Genomic DNA, 24622 nt, shown 5'->3' on the forward strand with positions numbered 1-24622 from the left:
ATGCCGAGATATGAATTATATCTCGGCAAAAGTGACTATAAATTCTCTTCGGCAAATTCTGCCAGTCGACTTCGAACAACACCATTAAGGTGAATGTTGGCACTGCCTTCGAAGTTTTTGAATCGCTCAACCATATAGGTCAAACCTGAAGTCACCGGGGTTAAATAGTGGGAGTCAATCTGTGCCAGGTTACCTGAACAGACGATTTTCGTACCTTCGCCACAACGTGTGATGATGGTTTTGATCTGCGATGCAGTCAGGTTCTGACACTCATCGAGCAATACAAAGGCATTCTGGATCGAACGTCCACGCATAAAGTTGATCGACTTAAACTGGATATTGGCTTTGTCGCAGATGTACTTCAGGGATCCTTCTGTACAGTGATCATTCTTATGCAGTGCCTCTAAGGTGTCGGTGACCGCGGCCAGCCAAGGCATCATCTTTTCCTCTTCACTACCCGGTAAAAAGCCTATCGCTTCACCGATGTCGGGCGTGTTTCGGGTAACAATGATCTTGTCAAACACGCCTTTCTCTATGGTTTGTTCCAAAGCAGAGGCGAGGGCGAGTAAGGTTTTGCCGCTACCAGCAGCACCGGTCAGGATCACCAAGTCAATGTCCGGATCGAGTAGCGCATCCAGCGCCATTCCCTGATAGATATTTTTCGGAGTGATATCCCAAGCGCGACGATGCATCATTCTTTCGCGGCTGAGATCTTTTATCGTGATCCGATCTTGCTCGATCTCTTCTACACGTCCGGCAAAATCACTCTCCTCATCGATCATGTATTGATTGATGTAGGTTGGTTCGAATGGCTCACGCGCTATGGTGTGGTAGGTACGTCCTGCGTAGGTTTTGCTTTCGACATCTTGTACGTTAGCCCAGAATTCCCCTTCAATTTGTTGGAAGCCTTTAGTGAGGTATTGCACGTCATCAATGAGCTGATCCGTCCGGTAGTCTTCAACAAATCTGACACCTGCACCTTTGGCTCGTAAGCGCATGTTGATGTCTTTGGTAACAAGAATAACTTCACGAGGTGCTCGTTTGTTTTGTAGGTAGAGCACACCGTTGAGAATACGATTATCGCCAGCTTTATCGGCGAACGCTTTGACGGTTTCTTGCAGCTCGAAGTCTGCCAGAATGGCAATATGCCCGGTATTTTCCTTATCTTTGTTGATTGGGATGCCTTCAGAGATCTCATCTGGAGTCGCATCTTTAAACATCGCTTCCAGCGCCCGGATAGCGACTCGAGCATCGCGTGCAACGTCTCGTTTACTGTCTTTGATTCGGTCGAGCTCTTCGAGCACGGTCATTGGGATTACGACATCATGTTCTTTAAATGAGTAGATGGCGAGTGGTTCATGAAGAAGAATGTTGGTGTCTAGGACAAATAGTTTCCGGTCTGTATCACCCATAAGCGTCTCCTTGCCATTAAGCGGCCTGCTTACTCTTCATTGGTGTGATGAAGAGGATCTCTGCGGTTGCTTGCAGTGATGTAGCCTGGTAATCAGAGTTCGCTGATGGTTTGACTACAAATACTGCAAACCCGTGTTGAACGTCATCCTATTTGAATGCATCTGTCGTGCCAGTCAGAAACTTGACGTGAAATGATGCTGTTTCACTATTGAGTATAACCAGCTTTTTCAACACGCACTTTTAGAAGTGCCACTGATTTCTTACACTTTGATGTCACCCTCAGCTTGAACAAAAAATTGTTGGTTTTTGAGGCCTTTGTACGTGACCAATGTCACAGCTTCAAGTAAGATGAGCGACCTTTTTTGGCGCAGCGGCTGACCTATTTTTTTCCTCGTCAGTTTCCTTTCAAGTTGCGCAAGAGTTACTAAAATAAATAGACCCATTTTCGAACTAATTAGATGAGGTAGTCGATTCATGACATTTGCTTTGGGCCAGCGCTGGATCAGCGATACGGAGAGCGATCTAGGTTTAGGAACCGTTGTAGCATTGGATGCTCGTACTGTGACACTAATGTTTGCAGCTTCTGAAGAAAACCGAGTTTACGCTCGAAATGATGCGCCTGTAACCCGAGTAACCTTTAACGCTGGTGATGTAGTTGAGAGCCAGCAAGGGTGGTCTCTGAGAGTCGAGCAAGTGGTCGAAGACCAAGGACTATTTAGCTACGTAGGTCTACGTGAAGACAGTGGCGAAGAAGGTGTGGTTTTACGCGAAATCATGCTTAGCAACCAGATCCGTTTTAACAAGCCACAAGATAAATTGTATGCCGGTCAAATCGACCGTATGGACAACTTTGTGCTTCGTTATCGTGCACTGATGAACCAATATGAGCAGCACAAGAGCCCAATGCGTGGTCTGTGTGGTATGCGCGCAGGTCTTATTCCTCATCAGCTTTACATTGCGCACGAAGTGGGTCGCCGTCATGCGCCGCGTGTACTTCTTTCTGACGAAGTTGGTCTGGGTAAAACCATCGAAGCAGGCATGATTATCCACCAGCAAGTATTGGCTGGTCGCGCTGAGCGTATCCTGATTGTCGTTCCTGAAACCCTTCAGCACCAGTGGCTGGTAGAGATGATGCGTCGCTTCAACCTGCACTTCTCTATCTTTGATGAAGAGCGTTGTATTGAAGCATTCGCTGATTCGGATAACCCATTTGATACACAGCAATATGTACTTTGTTCACTCGACTTCCTGCGCAAGAGCCGCAAACGCTTCGAGCAAGCGTTAGAAGGCGAGTGGGACTTACTGGTTGTCGACGAAGCGCACCACCTCGAGTGGAGCCCAGAACAACCGAGCCGTGAATACCAGGTAGTAGAAGGTTTGGCTGAGCGTACTCCGGGCGTACTATTGCTAACTGCAACACCTGAGCAGCTAGGTCGTGAGAGTCACTTTGCTCGTCTGCGTCTGCTTGATTCTGACCGTTTCTTTGATTACCAGGAGTTTGTCAAAGAAGAAGAGCAATACGCTCCAGTTGCTGACTCAGTGAGTGCGCTGTTCTCTGGTCAGACTCTGGCTGATGACGCGAAAAACCAAATCACTGAGCTATTGTCAGAACAGGACGTAGAACCTCTGTTCCGCATTATTGAAAGCGATAGCGATGAAGAAGCAAAAGCGGCGGCACGCCAAGAGCTGATCGATAACCTAATGGACCGCCACGGTACTGGTCGTGTTCTGTTCCGTAACACCCGCGCAGCGATTAAAGGTTTCCCGAAACGTAACGTGCACCTGTTACCAATGCCAATTCCGCAGCAATACACCACTTCTATGCGTGTATCGGGCATGATTGGTGGCAAGATGAGCTCAGAAGCTCGCGCGCTTAAGAATCTATATCCTGAAGAGATCTTTCAGGAGTTTGAAGGTGAAGATTCAAGCTGGTGGCAGTTTGATAGCCGCGTTAACTGGCTGCTAGAGAAAATCACTGACAAGCGCAGCGAGAAGATTCTGGTTATCGCTTCTCGTGCGAGTACAGCTCTGCAACTTGAGCAAGCGTTACGTGAGCGTGAAGGCATTCGTGCTACTGTATTCCACGAAGGCATGTCTATTCTGGAGCGCGATAAAGCAGCGGCTTACTTCGCTCAGGAAGAGGGCGGTGCTCAGGTACTTATCTGTAGCGAAATTGGCTCAGAGGGTCGTAACTTCCAATTTGCTAACCAGTTAGTGATGTTCGATTTACCGTTCAACCCTGACTTACTTGAACAGCGTATTGGTCGTCTTGACCGTATCGGGCAGAACCGTGATATCGATATTCACGTTCCTTACCTGCAAGGTACTTCGCAGGCGATTTTAGCGCGCTGGTTTGATGAAGGTCTTAATGCTTTTGCTGAAACCTGCCCAACAGGCCGCACTGTTTATGACAAATACGCAGATCGTCTGATTGAAATGCTGGCATCTGGTGATACAAGTGATCTGGATGATGTGATTGCTGAATCAGCACTGATGAACAAAGAGCTCAAAGCTCAGCTTGAACAAGGCCGTGACCGCCTGTTAGAGATGCACTCTAATGGCGGTGATAAAGCACAAGCGATCGTTGATAAGATTGCTGCGACTGATGGTGATACTAACCTGGTGACTTTTGCGCTGAGCCTGTTTGATACCATTGGTTTGGATCAGGATGACAAAGGTGAAAACGCATTGGTAGTGACGCCTTCTGAACATATGTTGGTCCCAAGCTACCCAGGTCTGCCTTATGAAGGTGCGACTATCACGTTTGATCGCGAAACCGCTCTTTCTCGTGAAGATATGAACTTTATCAGCTGGGAACACCCAATGATTCAGGGTGGTATCGATTTGCTGATGAGCGAAGGTGTAGGTACCACTGCGGTATCGCTGCTGAAAAACAAAGCATTGCCAGTCGGCACTATGTTGCTTGAACTGGTTTACAAGGTTGATGCTCAGGCGCCGAAGCGTAGTGGTATCAGTCGTTTCCTTCCGACCACTCCAATCCGCCTGATGCTGGATGGCAAAGGTAATGATTTGTCGGCGCAGGTTGAGTTTGAAAGCTTCAACCGTCAGCTAAGCCCTGTTGGCCGTCATATTGCGACGAAACTGGTTTCTTCGGTACAGGCGCAAGTTCACCAGATGATCGAAGCGGGCGAGACTCTGATTGTCGAGAAAGTTGAAGCGATTCGTAAGCAGGCTCAACAAGAGATGCAAGCGAGCTTGAATGCTGAGCTGGAGCGTCTTCAGGCACTTAAAGCGGTTAACCCGAATATCCGTGATGAAGAAATTGAAGCGATTGATGAGCAGATTAAACAGCTAACTGGTTACATTAGCCAGGCGCAGTACCAGCTCGATTCGCTACGTATGATTGTGGTTTCTCACAACTAACCGGTATCCGTTTAACAAGATTAAACCCAGCGTCATGCTGGGTTTTTATTAGGTAGTAGTATGGCAATGTTAGAGTACAACCCACCGACAGACCCTTGGGTTGATATCATCTATCAAGATGAACAGATCCTGGCAGTGAACAAACCATCTGGCCTGCTTTCGGTACCCGGCCGACTGGAAGAGCACTATGACAGTATGTGGTCGCGACTGGTTGAGACTTATCCTGATATTCAGGTCGTACATCGATTGGATATGGATACCTCGGGCCTGATGGTATTGGCAAAGAGCAAACAGGCGGAGCGCTCGCTCAAGAAGCAGTTTCAATATCGCTTAACCCATAAGGTTTACTACGCGAGAGTGTGGGGGCATCCACAACAAGATGAAGGCGAAGTCGATTTGCCGCTGATTTGTGACTGGCCAAACCGACCAAGACAAAAAGTCTGTTTTGAGCATGGAAAACCTTCCCAGACTCGCTATCAGGTTGTGAAACGTGAAGAGAAAACGTCGATTGTCCGACTATTGCCGATAACAGGACGCTCTCATCAATTAAGAGTTCATATGCAGGCTTTAGGGCACCCTATTGTTGGCGATGAGTTTTACTCTGAAGGGGAGGCATTTGAGTTTTCTGAACGACTTGAGCTGCATGCGGCTGAACTGAGCTTTTACCACCCTGATAGTGAACTACTGCAAACTATCTTCGTCCCATGTGACTTTTATCTTGAAGCAGAAAGCGTAATCTTTAACTATTTCAATCCAGTAAAAGAATTACCTGACTATAAAACGCTGCCAAATCAATAACTGAACAATTAAGGCAGCACAAGGAGGTCCAATGTCGCTGCCTACGGTTGTATTTCTTGATCGCGCAACTATTCCAACTCAGATTGAGTTGCCATCCCTTCCATTTGAGCATCACTGGCAGGAGTATGATTTTACTTCGCCTGAATTAGTGGTTGAACGTGCTCATCAAGCAGAAGTCATCATCACCAATAAAGTGGTATTAGATAAGGATATCTTAAGCCAACTGACCAATCTTAAGCTGGTGGCGGTCTCGGCGACTGGCTTTAACAATGTCGATATCGATTACTGTCGCCAACATGGGATCGCAGTGACCAACGTGCAGGGCTACGCCACCCAGTCGGTCCCTGAACATGTTGTTGCGATGATGTTCGCTTTGAAGCGCAACCTAAAGGGCTATCACAACGATATCGCGGCAGGTGAATGGCAGCGTAACAAACAGTTCTGTTTCTTTACTCATCCAATCAGCGATACGGCTGGCTCTACTTTAGGAGTGATTGGGAGTGGGGCTTTAGGCCAGGCAACAGCTGCACTGGCAAAGGCGCTTGGTATGCAGGTGATATTTTCTGAGCGTAAAGGCGCTAGTGAATGTCGACAGGGGCATCTGCCATTTGAGCAGGTGCTTGAGCAAGCGGATGTGTTGACTTTGCACTGCCCGCTAAATGATGAGACTCGTCATCTTATTGGTCGTCAGGAACTGGCGACAATGAAGCCTACCAGTATCGTCATTAACACTGGTCGAGGTGGATTGGTTGATGAAGAAGCGTTAGTGGATGCACTGAAAGAGGGAGTGATTAGAGGTGCCGGTGTGGACGTATTTACCGACGAGCCAGCTGATGAATCCAACTCGCTAATTGCCAACATGCACCTGCCGAACCTGCTGTTAACACCACATGTTGCCTGGGGAAGTGATTCTTCTATTCAGAGCCTGGCCAATATCTTGATGGATAATATCGCTGCATTTATTGAAGGTCGCGAACAGAATCGAGTTGTCTAAGGTACTCTAATCCTCCAGGGGCTTAATCTTTTTAAGTCCCTGATTAAACACTTCCAACAACGTGCTAGCCTGCGGATGTGCTTTGGAAAACATCAGGTAGCTGTCATTACTTAAAAAAGGTTTGGGGTTATAGGTGATTAACTCCTGAGTCTCGATTGGCTGTTTACTTAAGGCAAACATTCCGATGTGCTTCTCTTCCGGAACTAACTCTACACGCCGATACTTGAGGAGCTGAAAGGCTTTCTCAGGAGTTTCAACACGGTTGATGGTGAGCTTGTCCTCCTCCAGCATGCGGTCTAGCGCTGAACCGTAGCTATAGCCGAGGCCTCCGCCAAGATGTTTACCTTCGATATCCGCTAAGCTTTGCCATTCGAATGGTTTGTCCTTGCGATGAAAGAAGACAAACTGCTCCTGAGCAACAGGGTTGCTAAACATAAAGTGTTCGGTGCGCTCTTCGGCAAACATCCACACCGCAGTTGCAACGAATTTGCCTTCGCTAGCTTGCTTATAAGCACGTTTCCATGGAAAAAAATGAAACTCAACCTGATAGCCTTGCTCAGCAAAAACGTCCGAGATTCGTTTCCCTACATAACCATAATCTTCCAACTGTTGGCCTATAAAAGGTGGCCAGTTGCCAGCTGCAATTTTGATGATTTTGTCTTCATCAGCGGCCAAAATAGGTAGTGAAAGCAGTGAGAAAATTAAAGGTAAACAGCGTTTCATGCAGACTCCCACTTTGATTGGTCTCTCTATTAAAACTAGACCAACCAGACTTGTTTGATGATATAGAGGCAAATAAAAAGGCTGGTCGTGATGACCAGCCTTAACTCTTTAGCAATGAGTAACTTGATTAAAGCGCAGCGATGGTCGCTTTCTGCTCTTCAAGTTTAACCAGAGTCTCTTTGTAGCCCTCTAGCTTCTCACGCTCTTTAGCAACAACCGCTTCCGGCGCTTTAGCAACGAAACCTTCGTTACCCAGCTTACCTTCGATACGCTTGATTTCGCCGTGAGTTTTCTTGATTTCACCATCAAGACGAGCAAGCTCAGCGTCTTTGTCGATTAGACCAGCCATAGGGATCATCAGCTCAGACTTAGCAACTAGTGCTGTTGCACACGCTGGCGTTTCTTCACCTGCGTCAAGTACGCGTACAGACTCAAGCTTCGCCAGAGAAACAAGAACTTGCTTGTTCGCTTCAAGACGAGCCGCGTCTTCTTCGCTTGCCGCTTTCAGCATAACTTCAAGTGGTTTACCTGGGTTGATGTCGTACTCTGCACGTAGGTTACGAATGCTAGTGATGAATGACTTAACCCACTCGATGTCATCAAGTGCTGATTGGTTGAAGTTCGCTTCGTCGTACTGAGGAAGAGCCTGAAGCATGATAGTGTCACCGTCAACACCTTCAACAAGAGGCTTCACGCTCTGCCAGATAGTTTCCGTGATGTATGGAATTACTGGGTGAGCAAGACGAAGTGTCTTCTCCAGAACTGTGATTAGCGTGCGACGAGTGCCACGTTGCTGAGCTTCGTTACCTTTCCAAAGAACAGGCTTAGTCAGCTCCAGGTACCAGTCACAGAATTGGTTCCAGATGAACTCGTAAATTGTGTTTGCAGCCATATCCAGACGGAAGTTATCAATGTGACCATTGAACTCTTTCGCTGCTAGCTCGAACTGAGACTCGATCCATTTGTCCGCTAGTGAGTACTCGATCTCACCACCGTTGAAACCACAATCCTGCTCTTCTGTATTCATTAGTACGTAACGGCTTGCGTTCCATAGCTTGTTACAGAAGTTACGGTAACCTTCCAGACGCTTCATGTCCCAGTTGATATCACGACCAGTAGAAGCCATTGCTGCCAGAGTGAAACGCAGTGCATCAGTACCGTATGGTTCAATACCGTTTTCAAACGTCTTACGCGTGTTCTTCTCGATCTTCGCTGCAAGTTGAGGCTGCATCATGTTACCAGTACGCTTCTCAACAAGAGACTCAAGGTCAATGCCGTCAATCATGTCGATTGGGTCAAGAACGTTACCCTTAGACTTAGACATCTTGTCGCCGTTCTCGTCACGAATTAGACCTGTAACGTATACCGTCTTAAATGGTACTTGTGGTTTACCGTTCTCATCTTTACAGAAGTGCATCGTCATCATGATCATACGAGCAACCCAGAAGAAGATGATATCGAAACCCGTTACTAGTACGTCTGAAGGGTGGAATGTTTTCAGATCATCAGTATTTTCTGGCCAACCTTGTGTACCGAAGGTCCATAGTGCAGAAGAGAACCATGTATCTAGTACGTCGTCGTCTTGGCGTAGAACGACAACAGGTGCAAGGTTGTTGTTAGCACGAACTTCTTCTTCAGTGCGGCCTACGTATACGTTGCCGTCGTTGTCGTACCATGCAGGGATTCGGTGACCCCACCATAGCTGACGAGAGATACACCAGTCCTGAATGTCACGCATCCAAGAGAAGTACATGTTTTCGTATTGCTTAGGAACAAACTGGATTTCACCATCTTCAACAGCTTTTGTTGCTGTTTCAGCTAGTGGTGCTGTGCGAACGTACCATTGGTCAGTTAGCATCGGCTCAATAACCACACCGCCACGGTCACCGTAAGGAACCGTCAGATCGTGATCTTTAACTTCTTCCAGAAGACCCAGTTCATCAAACTCAGCCACGATCGCTTTACGTGCAGCGAAACGCTCCATACCTTGGTATTTAGCAGGTAGCTCTGTTGAGTATGCATCGCTTGCTTCACCGTTGGTGGTGAATACTTCAGCCGCATCACGGATGTCTGCGTTGAAAGTCAGGATGTTGATCATTGGTAGCTGGTGGCGTTTACCAACTTCGTAGTCGTTGAAGTCGTGCGCAGGTGTGATTTTCACACAACCAGTGCCTTTCTCCATATCAGCGTGTTCGTCACCCACGATTGGGATGCGACGATCAACGATAGGAAGAATGATTTCTTTGCCGATCAGATCTTTGTAACGTGGATCTTCTGGGTTAACAGCAACACCAGTATCGCCAAGCATTGTTTCAGGACGAGTAGTCGCAACAACAATGTAGTCTTTACCTTCAGCAGTTTTAACGCCGTCCGCTAGTGGGTAGCGGAAGTGCCACATGTGGCCTTTTTTATCTTTGTTTTCTACTTCTAGATCAGAGATTGCAGTGTGAAGCTTAGGATCCCAGTTTACCAGACGCTTACCGCGGTAGATTAGGTCTTCTTCGTATAGACGAACAAAGACTTCTTGAACTGCATTAGACAGGCCATCATCCATAGTGAAACGCTCACGGTCCCAGTCTACAGATGCGCCCAGACGACGTAGCTGCTTAGTGATAGTGCCGCCTGATTCGCCTTTCCACTCCCAGATTTTGTCGATGAAAGCATCACGGCCGTAGTCGTGCTTTGTTTTGCCTTCTTCAGCAGCGATTTTACGCTCAACAACCATTTGAGTCGCGATACCAGCGTGGTCAGTACCAACCTGCCAAAGCGTGTTTTTACCTTTCATACGCTCAGCACGGATTAGAGTATCCATGATGGTGTCTTGGAACGCGTGGCCCATATGTAGGCTACCAGTGACGTTCGGTGGCGGAATCATGATGCTGTACGCTTCTTTAGTCGTGTCACCGTGTGGCTTGAAGTAGCCTTTCTCTTCCCAAGCTTGGTATAAAGCCTGTTCAATTGAAGTTGGGTTGTATGTCTTTTCCATAGTCGCCTTTTTTCTCGTCATACTTGGGCTGATAGCGGCGCTAACTGTACTCGCAAACCCGAATCAAATACTCAATGTATTTTGATAGGGATTTACTCATTGGTTGCCTTGCTCTAAGCCCAGCTATTTAGAGAAAATCTTATCTGGTTGATGGTAAATCTTAGTCAATCATTATAAGTGAACTCTCTAGATGGAGAGCTTAACTATAAGGATTGACCGCTAATTGTGTTTGATTTCGATCGTTTGTAGCTGGTAACCAGCTTGGCGGTAGATTTTATATCTTTCTCGCGCCAGTTGCTTGGCTTTTTCCTCGCAAGGAACGAAGTCTACCACCTCAGCAAACTTGTTCGCAAAGGTTGTCTCATTTTCAGCCAAATTTATTACTAATTGCCTGTTCCAGGAAGGCTTGACTCCTTGATATCCAATCTCGATATTGGTTGCATATCTTGGGCCTTCTCCGACTAGATTATGGGCCATAAATTCGCTGCTATCGACTTGCCAAAAACGTTCAGCTATCTGTTCTGCATGTGCTTTGTTATTGCAATTAAGGTAGACCTTTGCCCCTTGCTTGGCAAAGTGACGACTGAGAAACAGAATATACTCTTCAAACCCTTCAGGCGTTGCCTGATGAGACTCTTCAGTAATGAGATAAAACGTTGCGTTCGCCATGGTCTGCTCCTTTTTTGCACAAAGGCAGAGAAATAAAAAAGGGCCTTGCGGCCCTTTTTAAGATTTTGAGGTTTATTCCTCTGTCTCTTGGCCACTGCGGTTAAGCAGGAATTGGACAAGCATTGAGACTGGACGGCCTGTTGAGCCTTTAGCTGCACCTGACTTCCACGCAGTACCTGCGATATCGATGTGCGCCCAGTGGTATTTCTTAGCAAACTTAGACAGGAAACAACCTGCAGTAATAGTACCGCCTGGTCGACCACCGATGTTTGCCATATCTGCGAATGGGCTCTTCAGCTGCTCATGGTACTCATCTGCCATAGGTAGACGCCATGCGCGGTCGCTCGCTTGTTCAGAAGCGTTAACCAACTCGTGAGATAGTGGGTTATGGTTTGAGATAACACCGCTGATGTGGTGACCCAGAGCAATAACACATGCACCAGTCAGGGTTGCAACATCAACAACACACTCAGGCTCGAAGCGTTCAACGTAAGTTAGCGCATCACATAGTACCAGACGACCTTCAGCATCAGTATTCAGAACTTCAACGGTCTGGCCTGACATAGTCGTCAGGATGTCACCAGGACGGTAAGCATTGCTACCCGGCATGTTTTCACAGCCAGCCAGAACACCGATAACGTTGATTGGCAGATTCAGTTTAGCCAGTGCCTTCATGGTACCGAATACAGAAGCGGCACCACACATGTCGTACTTCATCTCATCCATGCCTTCGCCTGGCTTAAGTGAAATACCGCCTGAATCGAAGGTTAGACCTTTACCAACAAGAACAATTGGTTTTGCTTCTGGATCTGGGTTGCCCTTGTACTCCATGATAGACATCATAGATTCGTTCTTCGAACCACGGCCAACTGCCAGGTATGAAGTCATACCCAGTTTTTCCATCTCTTGCTCGCCAATGATCTTAGTCGTTACTGTCTCGTAATCGTCTGCCAGGCGGCGTGCCTGAGAAGCAAGGTATGCAGGGTTAGCGATGTTTGGTGGCATATTGCCAAGATCTTTCGATGCTTTCACACCAGAAGAGATCGCCAAACCGTGTGCGATAGCTTTTTCACCAAGGTTCAACTCACGACGAGTAGGTACGTTGAATACCAACTTACGTAGTGGACGACGTGTTTCTGGTTTTACACTCTTGAATTGATCGAATGTGTACAGACCGTCTTTAGTTGCTTCAACAGCTTGACGAACTTTCCAGTAAGTATCGCGGCCCTTAACGTGCAGTTCAGTTAGGAAACAAACGGCTTCCATAGAACCTGTTTCGTTAAGTGTGTTGATGGTTTTCTGAATGATCTCTTTGTACTGGCGCTCGCCAAGTTCACGTTCTTTACCACAACCTACTAGTAGTACGCGCTCAGACAGCACGCCTGGTACTTGATGAAGCAGGAGCATTTGCCCCGGCTTACCTTCTAGATCACCACGGCGAAGTAGTGAACTGATATAGCCATCGCTGATTTTATCTAGCTGCTCAGCAACTGGAGAAAGGCGACGTGGCTCGAACACGCCCACAACGATACATGCGCTGCGCTGCTTCTCTGGACTGCCACTTTTTACACTGAACTCCATGCGTACTCCTACATCCTGAAGACAAATAGAACTAAATGTTAGATAATGCCGTCTTACTTGTTGATTCCTTACTCGGAACTATTCTTAAATAAGCGCATTAACAGTTAGCCAAAAAATTTAAAAATAAAAGGTTCAACGGGAAATTATAGTGATTCAATTAAAAAAACAAGTTTTGTATAGGTAATTTCAGCGTGATTATTGTTAGATATTTGATCCGCGAGACACTCAAAAGCCAATTAGCGATATTTTTTATCCTGTTTTTAGTGTTCCTTAGTCAAAAACTGATCAAAGTTTTGGCTGATGCTTCGGATGGGGATATTCCCGCGAGTTTGGTCATGCACTATGTCGCATTGAGCATGCCGTCGATGGGACTACTGATGTTACCGTTGAGTCTGTTCTTGGGTATTTTGCTTACTTTTGGTCGCTTATATGCGGAAAGTGAAATTACCGTTATGAATGCCACAGGCATTGGTAACAAGTTTCTGATTCGTGCTGCTTTATACCTCGCGGTTATCACAGGTGTGATCGCTGGCTTTAACTCGTTTGTTTTTTCGCCGTACAGCCAGGATAAGCTCGTTCAACTTCAAGAAGAAGTAGAAGCGGAAAACAGCGTTGATTTGTTGAAGAAAGGTCATTTTCAGGGCACGCCTGATGGTTCATCGGTCGTCTTTATTGATGACATCGATGGTAAGCAGCTTAAACACGTGTTTGTTGCTCAAATGCGTCCACGTGACTCTATATTACCAAGTGTCTCATTTTCTCAGTCAGGCGAAGTTAAAGAGCTGAGCGATGGTCGTCAGGTTATTCGCATGTATGATGGGACTCGTTATGAAGGTGTACCTACGCGGGTAGACTACATGGTGACAAAGTTTGACCAGTATGAAGGTCTGATTGGTCAGCGAGATGTCAAACGCAAAGGTCGTGACTGGGAAGCAATCCCGACACTGGAGTTGATGAAGAACCCAGATCCGCGTGCTCAGGCAGAGCTACAATGGCGTATTTCGCTGGTAGTCTGTATTCCGCTGTTGACCATGTTAGTCGTGCCGCTCTCAGCAGTTAACCCGCGTCAGGGTCGATTTGCTAAAATGGGACCAGCGATTCTGATCTACTTAGCCTACTTCCTGTCGATTAGTGCCACTAAGTCTGCACTGGAAGACGGTTCTATCCCGGCAATTATTGGTATGTGGCCAATTAATGCTGCGCTACTGTTGACCGCGATCGGCATTAACTCAATGGACAGCATTCCTGTTCGCCGCTTTAAAGATAAATTAAGACAAAGAAAGAAGGCAGCGTAAGTCGTGTTTAAAATTCTCGATCTCTATATCGGCAAAACCATCATTGCCACGACATCTTTAGTGCTGGCCACTTTTGTCGGCTTGTCTGCGATCATCAAATACGTTGAACAGTTACGTAAAGTGGGTGAGGGAACTTACGATCTGATTCAGGCATTGCTCTTTGTTCTATTAAGTATCCCGCGTGATATCGAAATGTTCTTCCCAATGGCGGCTTTGCTGGGTGCTTTGATTGGCCTTGGTATGCTGGCTTCAAGCTCTGAGCTTGTGGTGATGCAGGCGGCAGGTTTCTCTAAGCTAAACATCGGTATGTCTGTGCTTAAAACCGCGGTGCCTCTAATGGTACTTGTGACCCTGCTTGGTCAATGGGGCGCACCTCAGGCACAGAAAATGGCGCGTGACTTACGTGCATTTGCTACTTCTGGTGGCGCAATCCTGTCGGTGCGAACCGGTGTTTGGGCGCGTGATGCCAATGACTTTATCTTTATCGGCAAAGTAGAAGACGACAAGATTTACGCAATGAACATGTGGCGTTTTGATGAGGAGAAGCGTCTTGAGAGTGTTGTTCATGCTGCTACGGTGGAATACGTTGCGGATAATACCTGGAAGATGAAAGACGTTCAGTTGACCGAAATGGTCGATGAAGTGGAAATCTCCAAGCAAAGTCTGCCGGAGTATAGTTGGACGACATCCCTGGCCCCAGATAAGTTAGCAGTGGTCACTGTTAAGCCGGAAGAGTTATCGTTAGGTGGCTTATATGATTACGTTACTTACCTTAAAGCGTCAGAGCAGGACCCATCACGCTATGAACTGGCTTTCTGGCGTAAGGTGACGCAGCCGTTCTCCATTGCTGTGATGATGTTGATGGCGCTGTCGTTTATATTCGGTCCGCTGCGTAGCGTGACGATGGGAGCACGTATTCTGTCGGGTGTTATTGCAGGTTTCACCTTCTACATTTCCAGTGAGTTCTTTGGTCCGTTAAGTCTGGTATACAACATCCCACCAGTGTTTGGTGCTGTGATGCCAAGTTTGGTGTTCCTGACTATCGCACTGATGTTGTTACGCAGAAAACTTTAACCCTAGATGTATTAAAAACGGCAGCCAATTGGCTGCCGTTTTTGTCTGCTTTATAGAAGCTTTTTCAGACGATAGAGCTCTTCAAGAGCCTGTCTTGGTGTCAGGTCGTCAGGATCAATATTAGATAGCGCTTGCTCTACTTCGCTCGGTTCTGGAATTAAACTCAGTTGGTTAGCAATATCGACGGCAGGAGAGACACTTGATGTGTTGCTGCCTTGGCCGATTTGTTCTAACTGAGTTAGTTTAGCGCGAGCATTTTTAATCACACTCTTAGGTACCCCAGCCAACCCAGCAACAGCAAGACCGTACGACTTGCTCGCCGCACCTTCCTGTACAGCATGCATAAAGGCAATACTGTCACCATGTTCTACCGCGTCGAGGTGAACGTTAGCCAGGTGAGGGATCTGGTTCGGTAGCTCAGTCAGTTCAAAATAGTGGGTAGCGAACAGGGTCATTGAACCTAGCTGTTTTGCTAGCCACTCAGCACTTGCCCAGGCAAGAGAGAGACCATCATAGGTACTGGTACCGCGACCAATTTCATCCATCAATACCAGGCTGTTAGCTGTCGCATTATGAAGAATATTAGCGGTTTCAGTCATCTCAACCATAAAAGTTGAACGACCTGAGGCCAAATCATCCGATGCCCCGATTCGGGTGAAGATACGATCGATTGAACCTATCTGAGCCGCTTCTGCCGGTACATAAGAACCTATGTGTGCCATTAATGCAATCAGAGCGGTCTGGCGCATATAGGTTGATTTACCACCCATGTTCGGGCCGGTAATAATCAGCATCTTACGGCTTGGGTTGAGTTCAATCGGGTTGGCGATAAATGGTTCATCCATTACCTGTTCAACCACAGGGTGGCGACCATTCTGAATCTGAATTCCCGCCTCCTTGGTCAGGCTAGGGCGGCAGTAGTCGAGACTGTCTGCTCGCTCGGCGAGGTTTTGCAGTACATCGATTTGCGATATAGCCGATGCCAGGTTCTGCATCTGTTCCAGATGAGGTAGCAGCAGGTCAAATAACTCTTCCCAAAGCTGTTTTTCGACCGCAAGCGCTTTTGATTTAGAGTTGAGAACTTTGTCTTCGTGCTCTTTCAGCTCAGGAATAATGTAGCGCTCGGCATTTTTCAATGTCTGACGGCGAACATAGTGAGGAGGCACGAGGTGACTTTGTCCACGGCTGACCTGGATAAAGAAACCATGAACGTTGTTGTAACCCACTTTTAGGCTATCAATGCCATGGCGCTCACGCTCTTCTTGCTCTAGTTGTTCCAGATACTCTGTTGCACCATCAGCCAGCTTACGCCACTCATCTAGCTCTTCGTTGTAGCCGCTGGCAATGACGCCACCGTCACGAATAACCACTGGAGGATTCTCTTTAATTGCACGTTCCAGCAATTGACAAACATCGTCCATCGGCGCGGCAAATTGAGCCAGCTTAGCCAGATATGAGTTGCTCAGGCTACCCATACAGTCTGCAAGTTCAGGCAGTTGCTGCATAGCAAAGCGCAATCGAGCCATATCTCTAGGTCGAGCGCTACGCAAAGCCAGGCGAGCAAGAATACGTTCGATATCGCCGATTTGTTTGAGCACTGGATGTAGTTCAGCGTAAACCGCTTGCTCTTTCACTTCAGTGATAGCGTCGAGGCGTTGATTAAGCGTATCGATATCACGCATTGGTTGATGTAGCCAACGCTTTAGCATACGACTGCCCATCGCAGTTGCGGTGTGATCGAGCACTTCTGCTAGCGTATTGTCTGTTCCGCCAGCAAGGTTATGCGTGATCTCTAAGTTGCGGCGCGTCGCTGCGTCGAGAATGACAGAGTGATCCTGACGGTCAAAAGTGAGAGAACGAATATGGGGCAGAGCAGTACGCTGGGTGTCTTTGACGTATTGGATCAGACAGCCAGCAGCACATAAACCTAGCTTGGCATGTTCAACGCCGAAGCCAACCAGATCTTTAGTGCCAAACTGTTGGTTCAGCTGCTGCTTGGCGGTGTCGAGCTCAAACTCCCATACCGGGCGACGGCGATTACCGTTGCGACCGTTCATCAACTGAACTGGTTCGAAGTCTTCCGGGAAGAGTAGTTCACGTGGCGCGGTTCGTTGCAGCTCAGCTGCCATCGCTTCTTCGGTTTCTGGCTCCATCAGCTGGAATCGGCCAGAAGTGACATCTAAGGTCGCGTAACCGAACTTGCCATTGTGGTGATAGATCGCCGCGATAAGGTTATCCAAACGCTCTGAAAGCAAAGCCTCATCGGTTACGGTGCCCGGAGTCACAATTCGTACCACTGCACGTTCAACAGGGCCTTTGCTTGTTGCTGGATCGCCAATCTGTTCACAGATAGCGACCGATTCACCTAGCTGGACTAATTTGGCTAAATAGCCTTCCACTGCATGGAAGGGTACGCCCGCCATCGGAATAGGTTCGCCCGCTGATGCCCCACGTTTGGTGAGAGAAATATCTAATAGCTGAGATGCGCGCTTAGCATCGTCATAGAAGAGTTCATAGAAGTCTCCCATACGGTAGAACAGCAGAATATCCGGATTCTCAGCTTTGAGCTTAAGATATTGCTGCATCATGGGAGTGTGTTTTTGTTCAGCTTTCACGGGCAACGTCTTTCGTTTATTTCTATTGCGGCTTAGGATACGTGAATAGCCATTAAGCGAAAAGATGCAATAGAGGTATTTAGACATGGAATCACAGCAAATTCTGTCGCAACAGTTGGGTGAGTTACTCAATCAGCACCATTTGGTTCTGACCACGGCGGAGTCATGCACTGGTGGAGGCGTATCTGCGGCGATTACCGATATTGCTGGCAGTTCCGCCTGGTTTGATCGCGCCTTTATCACTTACAGCAATGAAGCAAAAATGGAAATGCTCGGTGTCACTGAACAGACTCTGCAATCTTTTGGTGCTGTGAGCGAACAAACGGTAGAAGAGATGGTGAAAGGGGCTGTGGCCAATTCTAATGCCAATATTGGCGTTTCAATTAGTGGCATTGCTGGGCCTGGTGGAGCCACTGAAGATAAGCCCGTGGGTACGGTGTGTTTTGGTTGGGCTGATGAAACTGGTTGGCTGAAAGTCGCCACTTATCACTTTGCAGGTGACCGAAGTCAAGTGCGCCAACAAGCGGTAGAGACCGCGTTGAAAGTACTGTATGAAAAATTGCTTAGTCACAGTTGATAATCATTGGTTGCAATTTAAACTTAATAAAAATCAGATGGATATCATCAAATTTCAAAAAAATCCATACAGCTATAGACACTGTATGAATCAACAGTATAATGACTTTCATTGATTGCTTAGTGAAGAACGCTGAGCGGAAGAATTTGATTGATATTCATCAGCACACGATAGATGAGTCATTTGGAGAAAGTGATGGACGAGAACAAACAGAAAGCGCTCGCCGCTGCGCTAGGTCAGATTGAAAAGCAATTCGGTAAAGGTTCAATCATGCGCCTTGGTGATAACCGCGCAATGGATGTAGAAACAATCTCTACTGGTTCACTTTCTCTGGATATCGCACTAGGTGCTGGTGGTCTACCAATGGGTCGTATCGTAGAAATCTACGGTCCGGAGTCATCTGGTAAAACAACACTAACACTAGAGTGTATCGCAGCAGCACAAAAGCAGGGTAAAACTTGTGCCTTTATCGATGCTGAGCACGCTCTTGATCCTGTTTATGCTAAGAAACTTGGTGTAGATATCGATGCTCTACTTGTTTCTCAGCCAGATACTGGTGAGCAGGCGCTAGAAATCTGTGACGCACTAGCTCGTTCAGGCGCTATCGACGTAATGGTTGTCGACTCAGTAGCGGCTCTGACTCCTAAAGCTGAAATTGAAGGCGAAATGGGCGATAGCCATATGGGTCTTCAAGCACGTATGCTTTCTCAAGCGATGCGTAAGCTAACAGGTAACCTAAAGCAATCTAACTGTATGTGTATCTTCATCAACCAGATCCGTATGAAGATTGGTGTGATGTTTGGTAACCCAGAAACGACCACTGGTGGTAACGCACTTAAGTTCTACGCTTCTGTTCGTCTAGATATCCGTCGTACTGGTTCTATCAAAGAAGGTGACGAAGTTGTCGGTAACGAAACTCGCATCAAAGTAGTTAAGAACAAGATTGCTGCTCCATTCAAGCAAGCAGAAACTCAAATCCTGTACGGTGCAGGCTTTAACCGTGAAGGTGAGCTAATCGACCTTGGTGTTAAGCACAAGCTTATTGAGAAAGCGGGCGCTTGGTACAGCTACAATGGTGATAAGATCGGTCAAGGTAAAGCAAACGCAGGTAAGTTCCTACGTGACAACCCTGATGCAGCAAAAGCTATTGACTCTAAGCTACGTGAAATGTTGCTTTCACCAGCTGAAGTTCAGCCAGAAGACGCTGAACTAGGTCAAATGCCAGAAGAAGAACTATAAACCGTTCTCAATAACTCCCTAAGCCCTGCATATGCGGGGCTTTGTTGTATCTAGAATTTGAAAATTTAGTTAGCCATGTTCCAAAGAAAACCACCCACCTTATCGAGCAAAGAGGCGGCCATTCAGTTACTGAGTCGTCGTGATCATGGTGAATACGAGCTCTATCAAAAACTGTCGCTAAAAGGTTACGAAGAGGATGCGATCGAGGAAGCGATTAATTTTTGCCTCGATCATAACTACCTCGATGATCTCCGCTACGCAAAAAGCCAGATTCGTCAGCATGTCTATAAAGGGCATGGAGAGAGAAGAATTCGTCAGGAGCTTAATCAAAAGCGTGTATCCGAGTCGACGGTTGAAAAAGCGATGGAAGAAGAGCCTCAGGACTGGTTTGAGCTTGCAAAAAGTGCTGCGGAGAAGAAATTTAAAGGTATTAAGGCCAAAGACGCAAAAGAGTACGCCAAACAAGTCCGATTCCTGCAATATCGTGGTTATAGTTTTGAACAAATCAGCTATGCCCTTAACTCGGATAGCGAGGATTAATCGCGAATTAGTCACCTAATCTGCAGATTTGTCGTGATTTGTAGAATCAGATGTCTCTTTTCTGCGAGAAAACTAGTCGTAGCGTTAACCATGATCTACAATAGCGCAAAATTCTAACTCGACTATTTTTCAGGAAGAGCTGCATGTACATGAGCACTGATGAGGTTCGTAACGCGTTCCTTAAGTTCTTTGAAAGCAAAGGACACCAAATCGTAGACAGTTCATCGTTGGTTCCACATAACGATCCAACCCTGCTATTCACAAACGCAGGTATGAACCAATTCAAAGATTGCTTCTTAGGCGCCGAAAAGCGTGCCTACACTCGAGCAACTACGGCTCAGCGTTGTGTACGTGCGGGTGGTAAACATAACGATCTGGAAAACGTAGGTTTTACAGCTCGCCACCACACTTTCTTCGAAATGCTTGGTAACTTCAGTTTTGGTGATTACTTCAAAGAAGACGCGATTGCGTTTGCTTGGGAGTTCCTGACTGAAACACTACAACTGCCAAAAGATCGTCTGCTCGTAACCGTTTACGAAACAGATGACGAAGCATTTGAAATCTGGAACAAAACAGTAGGTGTTCCTGCCGACCGTATCGTACGTATTGGCGATAAAGAAGGCGGTAAGCAGTACGAGTCAGACAACTTCTGGACTATGGGTGACACAGGCCCTTGTGGTCCTTGTACAGAAATTTTCTACGATCACGGTGAGCACATCTGGGGTGGCCGTCCTGGTACACCTGAAGAAGATGGTGACCGATTCATCGAGATCTGGAACAACGTATTTATGCAGTTCAACCGTCATGCTGATGGCACGATGGAACCTCTGCCTAAGCCTGCTGTTGATACAGGTATGGGTATTGAGCGTATCTCTGCAATCATGCAAGGCGTTCACTCTAACTACGAAATCGATGTGTTCCAGAAGCTAATCAAAGCGGCTGCAGAAACTATCGGTTACGAAGACCTATCTAACCAATCTCTACGCGTTATTGCTGACCACATCCGTTCATGTTCATTCCTGATTGTTGATGGTGTTATGCCTTCAAACGAAGGCCGTGGCTACGTTTTACGTCGTATTATCCGTCGTGCAGTTCGTCACGGTAACAAACTTGGTGCGAAGGGCGTATTCTTCCACAAACTTGTTGGTGTTCTTGCAGAAGTCATGGGTACGGCAGGCGAAGAGCTTAAGAAGCAACAAGCGGTTGTTGAGAAAGTTCTACGTATCGAAGAAGAGAACTTTGGTCGTACTCTAGAGCGTGGTATGGCGATTCTGAATGAAGCGCTAGACAACCTAGACGGTAAAGTACTTGATGGCGAAACAGTATTTAAGCTTTACGATACTTACGGTTTCCCGGCAGACCTTACTAACGACGTAGCTCGTGAACGTGACTTCGCAATTGACGAAGAAGGTTTTGAGAAAGCGATGGAAGAGCAGCGTCAGCGTGCTCGTGAAGCAGGCCAGTTTGGTACTGACTACAACGCGACTATCAAAACTGAAGCTGAAACTGAGTTCTGTGGTTACACTGGCACTCAGGGTAACAGCAATGTGGCTGAGATCTTTGTTGAAGGTGAAGCAGCTGAATCTCTGTCTGCAGGCGATAAAGCGATCATCATTCTTGGAGAAACGCCATTTTACGCAGAATCAGGCGGTCAGTGTGGTGACGCGGGTGTACTGAAGACTGAGTCTGGTCTATTTAAAGTAGAAGATACTCAAAAGCTGGGTAACGCGATTGCTCACCACGGCGTACTTGCTGAAGGTGTGCTAGCGAAAGGTGATGAAGTTGAAGCGGTTGTCGATGCTGAGCGTCGTGCGTCAATCTCACTAAACCACTCTGCAACTCACCTATTACATGCAGCACTTCGTACAGTGCTGGGAGAACACGTAACGCAGAAAGGCTCACTAGTTAAGCCTGAAAACCTACGTTTCGACTTCTCTCACCTGGAAGCGGTAACGCCGGCAGAGCTTAAAGAAGTAGAGCGTCTGGTTAATGCTCAAGTACGTCGTAACCACGTTATCGAAACTAACGTGATGGACATTGAGTCAGCGAAGCAGAAAGGTGCAATGGCGCTATTCGGCGAGAAGTACGATGATGAAGTTCGCGTACTGTCGATGGGTGAGTTCTCAACTGAGCTTTGTGGTGGTATCCACGCGTCAAACACTGGTGATATTGGTCTGTTCAAGATCACTTCAGAAGGTGGTATTGCAGCGGGTATTCGTCGTATTGAAGCGGTAACGGGTGAAGCTGCACTAGATGCAATTGAAGCACAACAAGCTAAGTACGAAGAGAAACTGGCTGAATCAGCAACTAAAGCGAAATCGCTAGAGAAAGAAATTCAGAAGCTAAAAGACAAGATGGCTGCAGCAGAAAGTGCAAACATCATGGGTAAAGCTCAGGAAATCAACGGCGTTAAAGTACTGATCGCTGGTATGGAAGGTGCTGATAGCAAGAACCTACGTACTATGGTTGACGACATCAAGAACCAAATGGGTAGTGGTGTTGTTATGCTGGCGAACGTTAATGATGGCAAAATTGGCCTCATCGCGGGTGTAACGAAAGACCTTATCGGTAAAGTTAAAGCGGGCGACCTTGTTAAGATGGTTGCTGAGCAAGTTGGTGGTAAAGGTGGTGGTCGTCCAGATATGGCTCAGGCAGGTGGTAGTGATGTTGATGCACTTCCAGCGGCAATCCAATCTGTGCAGCCATGGCTAGAAGAACGCCTATAAATTTAATTTGTTAAATATTTACGCTCAATCAGATCTTTGATTGAGCGTAATTTTTTTGAGCTAACCAAGTGGTTTAATTGGCTAAGGTAACGGCAGCCAATAGAGTCACTTGGTTTTTGTTATTACTACTGCAGACAATATTCAACATATTGAATGTGGTTCGAATGAGACTTTGGTCTTGGGAAGGTGAAGACTGGTGAAAAAGCCCCTTATCGTGCAAAAGTTTGGTGGAACATCGGTGGGTTCAATTGAAAGAATTCATACGGTAGCCGAACACATCATAAAGGCGAAAAATGATGGTAATCAGGTTGTTGTTGTTGTCTCTGCAATGTCAGGAGAAACAAACCGGCTCATGGAACTTGCTACACAAATAGATAGCGTTCCTACAGCCCGAGAACTTGATGTTTTGCTCTCTGCTGGTGAGCAGGTGTCGATGGCCCTATTAGCAATGACGTTAAACAAAATGGGTCACGCAGCGCGTTCACTTACCGGAGCACAGGCAAGCATTGTGACTGACAATCAGCACAATGATGCGACGATTAAGCACATTGATACTTCTGCTATAAAGCAGTTATTAGCGCAAGAACAGATTGTGATAGTAGCTGGATTCCAGGGTATCAATGAAAATGGGGACATCACCACACTAGGTCGTGGAGGCTCTGATACCAGTGCTGTAACGCTGGCTGGAGCGCTAAATGCTGATGAATGTCAGATATTTACAGATGTTGACGGTATTTACACATGCGATCCTAGAGTTGTTGCTTCTGCGCAGAAATTGGATGTCATAGACTTTCCTTCAATGGAAGAGATGGCACGTAAGGGCGCAAAAGTTCTTCACCTACCATCAGTGCAGTACGCCTGGAAGAACAATGTTCCTCTGCGAGTTCTCTCTACCTTTGATACCAATAACGGTAGTTTGGTTAAAGGAGAAGAGTGTCAGTCATCGGTGTGCGGTGTGGCGATCCAGCGAGATATGTGTCTGATCAAAATTGAGAAAGATGCCATTTGCGGATTGAAAACACAGTGTCAGATGATCGGTGTAACGATCTGGAATGTGATCGAGCATGCAGAATGGGTAGGTGTTGTGATAAAACGCGATGCTTATGCAAAACTGGAACTGGTTTTCAGCGATAAAATCCGTAATAGTGAATCGGTAAGCTTATTGACCGCAGTAGGTCTTCATGTCGAAGGACTGGTTGAAAGGTCATACGCTTTGCTTACAGAGCAGGGGATAGACGTCGAGCATTACGCAGTGAATCCACAATCGCTGATGCTTGTGTTATCACCTGAATATGTCGACAAAGCGGCGAACATACTGCATGATGCTTACATTACGTCTGCGCAGGCACTCGATTGCCAACAAAAACATGCCTTTTTAGGCTAGATTCGAGCCACAATAGAGTTTACGAAATTATAACTTTTGTTGGATAATAGCTTTGTAGCAAGATAAATCAGAGATTACTCAAGGAGCACAGAATGCTAATTTTAACTCGCCGCGTTGGCGAAACTCTAATGATCGGTGATGAAGTAACAGTAACTGTACTGGGTGTTAAAGGTAACCAAGTACGTATCGGCGTAAATGCTCCGAAAGAAGTGTCTGTTCACCGTGAAGAAATCTACATGCGCATTCAGGCAGAAAAAGGTAATGGTAACGTTGCATCTGGCAACTACTAATTACACAAAGAGGCTGACATTTTGTCAGCCTTTTTTGTTGTTGGAAGGAACCTATTTACTGTAAAAAGAGCGAATTAGCACCGCTTTGATTAAATAGCCAACGGTTGAAAGATTTTTTGCCGTTTTTGCCAAGAAAGTGTTTGACATATTTTTGGTAAATCGTAATATGTGCCTCCGCAAGACGGTGAGGTGGCCGAGAGGCTGAAGGCGCTCCCCTGCTAAGGGAGTATACGGTTTGTAGCCGTATCGAGGGTTCGAATCCCTCCCTCACCGCCATTCTTGCACTTCTTCTTTAATCAGAAGAATTGTTCTTCGGAACAGCTTTAAAACAACT

The 24622-nt window shown here is 46.7% G+C and carries 17 protein-coding genes and 1 tRNA gene; 12 read left to right on the plus strand and 6 right to left on the minus strand.

The window, feature by feature from the left end:
- Positions 1–35: 35 nt before the first annotated feature.
- Positions 36–1412 carry a PhoH family protein gene (locus RH46_RS09485; protein ID WP_006879211.1) on the minus strand — a complete coding sequence of 459 codons (1377 nt, stop codon included), beginning with the start codon at positions 1410–1412 and terminating at the stop codon, positions 36–38.
- Positions 1413–1887: 475 nt separating this feature from the next.
- Here RH46_RS09485 and rapA point away from each other — a divergent pair, with 475 nt between their 5' ends.
- From rapA to RH46_RS09505, 3 genes are read left to right on the plus strand one after another with little or no spacing between them, the layout of a single operon-like run.
- On the plus strand, positions 1888–4797 hold the full coding sequence (gene rapA, locus RH46_RS09495; protein WP_006879213.1) for an RNA polymerase-associated protein RapA: 2910 nt from the start codon (positions 1888–1890) through the stop codon (positions 4795–4797).
- Positions 4798–4857: 60 nt separating this feature from the next.
- On the plus strand, positions 4858–5595 hold the full coding sequence (gene rluA / locus RH46_RS09500) for a bifunctional tRNA pseudouridine(32) synthase/23S rRNA pseudouridine(746) synthase RluA (protein ID WP_006879214.1): 738 nt from the start codon (positions 4858–4860) through the stop codon (positions 5593–5595).
- Between the two features lie 31 nt (positions 5596–5626).
- Positions 5627–6589, plus strand: a complete 963-nt coding sequence (locus RH46_RS09505; RefSeq protein ID WP_006879215.1) for a D-2-hydroxyacid dehydrogenase — start codon at positions 5627–5629, stop codon at positions 6587–6589.
- Positions 6590–6595: 6 nt separating this feature from the next.
- Here the strand turns inward: RH46_RS09505 and RH46_RS09510 are convergent, their stop codons facing one another.
- The 4 genes from RH46_RS09510 to pepA all read right to left on the minus strand — a co-directional run bounded on the left by RH46_RS09510 (position 6596) and on the right by pepA (position 12548).
- A complete protein-coding gene (locus tag RH46_RS09510) occupies positions 6596–7312 on the minus strand; it encodes a substrate-binding periplasmic protein (protein ID WP_006879216.1) in 717 nt (238 codons plus the stop codon).
- Between the two features lie 127 nt (positions 7313–7439).
- Positions 7440–10298 carry a valine--tRNA ligase gene (locus RH46_RS09515; RefSeq protein ID WP_006879217.1) on the minus strand — a complete coding sequence of 953 codons (2859 nt, stop codon included), beginning with the start codon at positions 10296–10298 and terminating at the stop codon, positions 7440–7442.
- A 219-nt stretch (positions 10299–10517) separates the two neighbouring features.
- Entirely contained in the window at positions 10518–10967 is a 450-nt protein-coding gene (locus RH46_RS09520; RefSeq protein WP_006879218.1) for a DNA polymerase III subunit chi, read from the minus strand.
- 72 nt (positions 10968–11039) lie between these two features.
- On the minus strand, positions 11040–12548 hold the full coding sequence (gene pepA, locus RH46_RS09525; RefSeq protein WP_006879219.1) for a leucyl aminopeptidase: 1509 nt from the start codon (positions 12546–12548) through the stop codon (positions 11040–11042).
- Between the two features lie 191 nt (positions 12549–12739).
- Here pepA and lptF point away from each other — a divergent pair, with 191 nt between their 5' ends.
- Both lptF and lptG read left to right on the plus strand, forming a co-directional pair.
- The gene (lptF, locus tag RH46_RS09530; RefSeq protein WP_006879220.1) at positions 12740–13843 is read left to right on the plus strand and encodes an LPS export ABC transporter permease LptF; all 1104 of its coding nucleotides are present in this window, start codon (positions 12740–12742) and stop codon (positions 13841–13843) included.
- A 3-nt stretch (positions 13844–13846) separates the two neighbouring features.
- A complete protein-coding gene (gene lptG, locus RH46_RS09535; RefSeq protein ID WP_006879221.1) occupies positions 13847–14917 on the plus strand; it encodes an LPS export ABC transporter permease LptG in 1071 nt (356 codons plus the stop codon).
- A gap of 50 nt (positions 14918–14967) precedes the next feature.
- On the opposite strand, the gene mutS is transcribed toward lptG, so the two are convergent.
- Positions 14968–17532 carry a DNA mismatch repair protein MutS gene (gene mutS / locus RH46_RS09540; protein ID WP_006879222.1) on the minus strand — a complete coding sequence of 855 codons (2565 nt, stop codon included), beginning with the start codon at positions 17530–17532 and terminating at the stop codon, positions 14968–14970.
- Positions 17533–17617: 85 nt separating this feature from the next.
- Between mutS and pncC the strand changes: the two genes are divergently transcribed.
- The 7 genes from pncC (at position 17618) to RH46_RS09575 (ending at position 24564) form a co-directional block, all read left to right on the plus strand.
- On the plus strand, positions 17618–18109 hold the full coding sequence (gene pncC, locus RH46_RS09545; RefSeq protein ID WP_006879223.1) for a nicotinamide-nucleotide amidase: 492 nt from the start codon (positions 17618–17620) through the stop codon (positions 18107–18109).
- 195 nt (positions 18110–18304) lie between these two features.
- On the plus strand, positions 18305–19348 hold the full coding sequence (gene recA, locus RH46_RS09550; RefSeq protein ID WP_006879224.1) for a recombinase RecA: 1044 nt from the start codon (positions 18305–18307) through the stop codon (positions 19346–19348).
- A gap of 75 nt (positions 19349–19423) precedes the next feature.
- Positions 19424–19888: a recombination regulator RecX gene (recX, locus tag RH46_RS09555; RefSeq protein ID WP_006879225.1), complete on the plus strand. Its 465-nt coding sequence runs from the start codon at positions 19424–19426 to the stop codon at positions 19886–19888.
- Between the two features lie 143 nt (positions 19889–20031).
- Positions 20032–22614 carry an alanine--tRNA ligase gene (gene alaS / locus RH46_RS09560; protein ID WP_006879226.1) on the plus strand — a complete coding sequence of 861 codons (2583 nt, stop codon included), beginning with the start codon at positions 20032–20034 and terminating at the stop codon, positions 22612–22614.
- A gap of 196 nt (positions 22615–22810) precedes the next feature.
- On the plus strand, positions 22811–23998 hold the full coding sequence (locus tag RH46_RS09565; RefSeq protein ID WP_006879227.1) for an aspartate kinase: 1188 nt from the start codon (positions 22811–22813) through the stop codon (positions 23996–23998).
- A gap of 92 nt (positions 23999–24090) precedes the next feature.
- On the plus strand, positions 24091–24288 hold the full coding sequence (gene csrA, locus RH46_RS09570) for a carbon storage regulator CsrA (RefSeq protein ID WP_004415691.1): 198 nt from the start codon (positions 24091–24093) through the stop codon (positions 24286–24288).
- A gap of 183 nt (positions 24289–24471) precedes the next feature.
- Positions 24472–24564 (plus strand) — tRNA-Ser (locus tag RH46_RS09575).
- Positions 24565–24622 lie beyond the last annotated feature (58 nt).

The organism is Vibrio brasiliensis LMG 20546 (genome assembly GCF_000189255.1).
In the GTDB taxonomy this organism is placed as follows: domain Bacteria; phylum Pseudomonadota; class Gammaproteobacteria; order Enterobacterales; family Vibrionaceae; genus Vibrio; species Vibrio brasiliensis.

Excerpts from the sequence above, each read along its gene's own strand:
- RH46_RS09485 (WP_006879211.1), bottom strand. The coding sequence starts at position 1,412 with ATGGGTGATACAGACCGGAAACTATTTGTCCTAGACACCAACATTCTT.
- rapA (WP_006879213.1), top strand. The coding sequence starts at position 1,888 with ATGACATTTGCTTTGGGCCAGCGCTGGATCAGCGATACGGAGAGCGAT.
- rluA (WP_006879214.1), top strand. The coding sequence starts at position 4,858 with ATGGCAATGTTAGAGTACAACCCACCGACAGACCCTTGGGTTGATATC.
- RH46_RS09505 (WP_006879215.1), top strand. The coding sequence starts at position 5,627 with ATGTCGCTGCCTACGGTTGTATTTCTTGATCGCGCAACTATTCCAACT.
- RH46_RS09510 (WP_006879216.1), bottom strand. The coding sequence starts at position 7,312 with ATGAAACGCTGTTTACCTTTAATTTTCTCACTGCTTTCACTACCTATT.
- RH46_RS09515 (WP_006879217.1), bottom strand. The coding sequence starts at position 10,298 with ATGGAAAAGACATACAACCCAACTTCAATTGAACAGGCTTTATACCAA.
- RH46_RS09520 (WP_006879218.1), bottom strand. The coding sequence starts at position 10,967 with ATGGCGAACGCAACGTTTTATCTCATTACTGAAGAGTCTCATCAGGCA.
- pepA (WP_006879219.1), bottom strand. The coding sequence starts at position 12,548 with ATGGAGTTCAGTGTAAAAAGTGGCAGTCCAGAGAAGCAGCGCAGCGCA.
- pncC (WP_006879223.1), top strand. The coding sequence starts at position 17,618 with ATGGAATCACAGCAAATTCTGTCGCAACAGTTGGGTGAGTTACTCAAT.
- recA (WP_006879224.1), top strand. The coding sequence starts at position 18,305 with ATGGACGAGAACAAACAGAAAGCGCTCGCCGCTGCGCTAGGTCAGATT.
- recX (WP_006879225.1), top strand. The coding sequence starts at position 19,424 with ATGTTCCAAAGAAAACCACCCACCTTATCGAGCAAAGAGGCGGCCATT.
- alaS (WP_006879226.1), top strand. The coding sequence starts at position 20,032 with ATGTACATGAGCACTGATGAGGTTCGTAACGCGTTCCTTAAGTTCTTT.
- csrA (WP_004415691.1), top strand. The coding sequence starts at position 24,091 with ATGCTAATTTTAACTCGCCGCGTTGGCGAAACTCTAATGATCGGTGAT.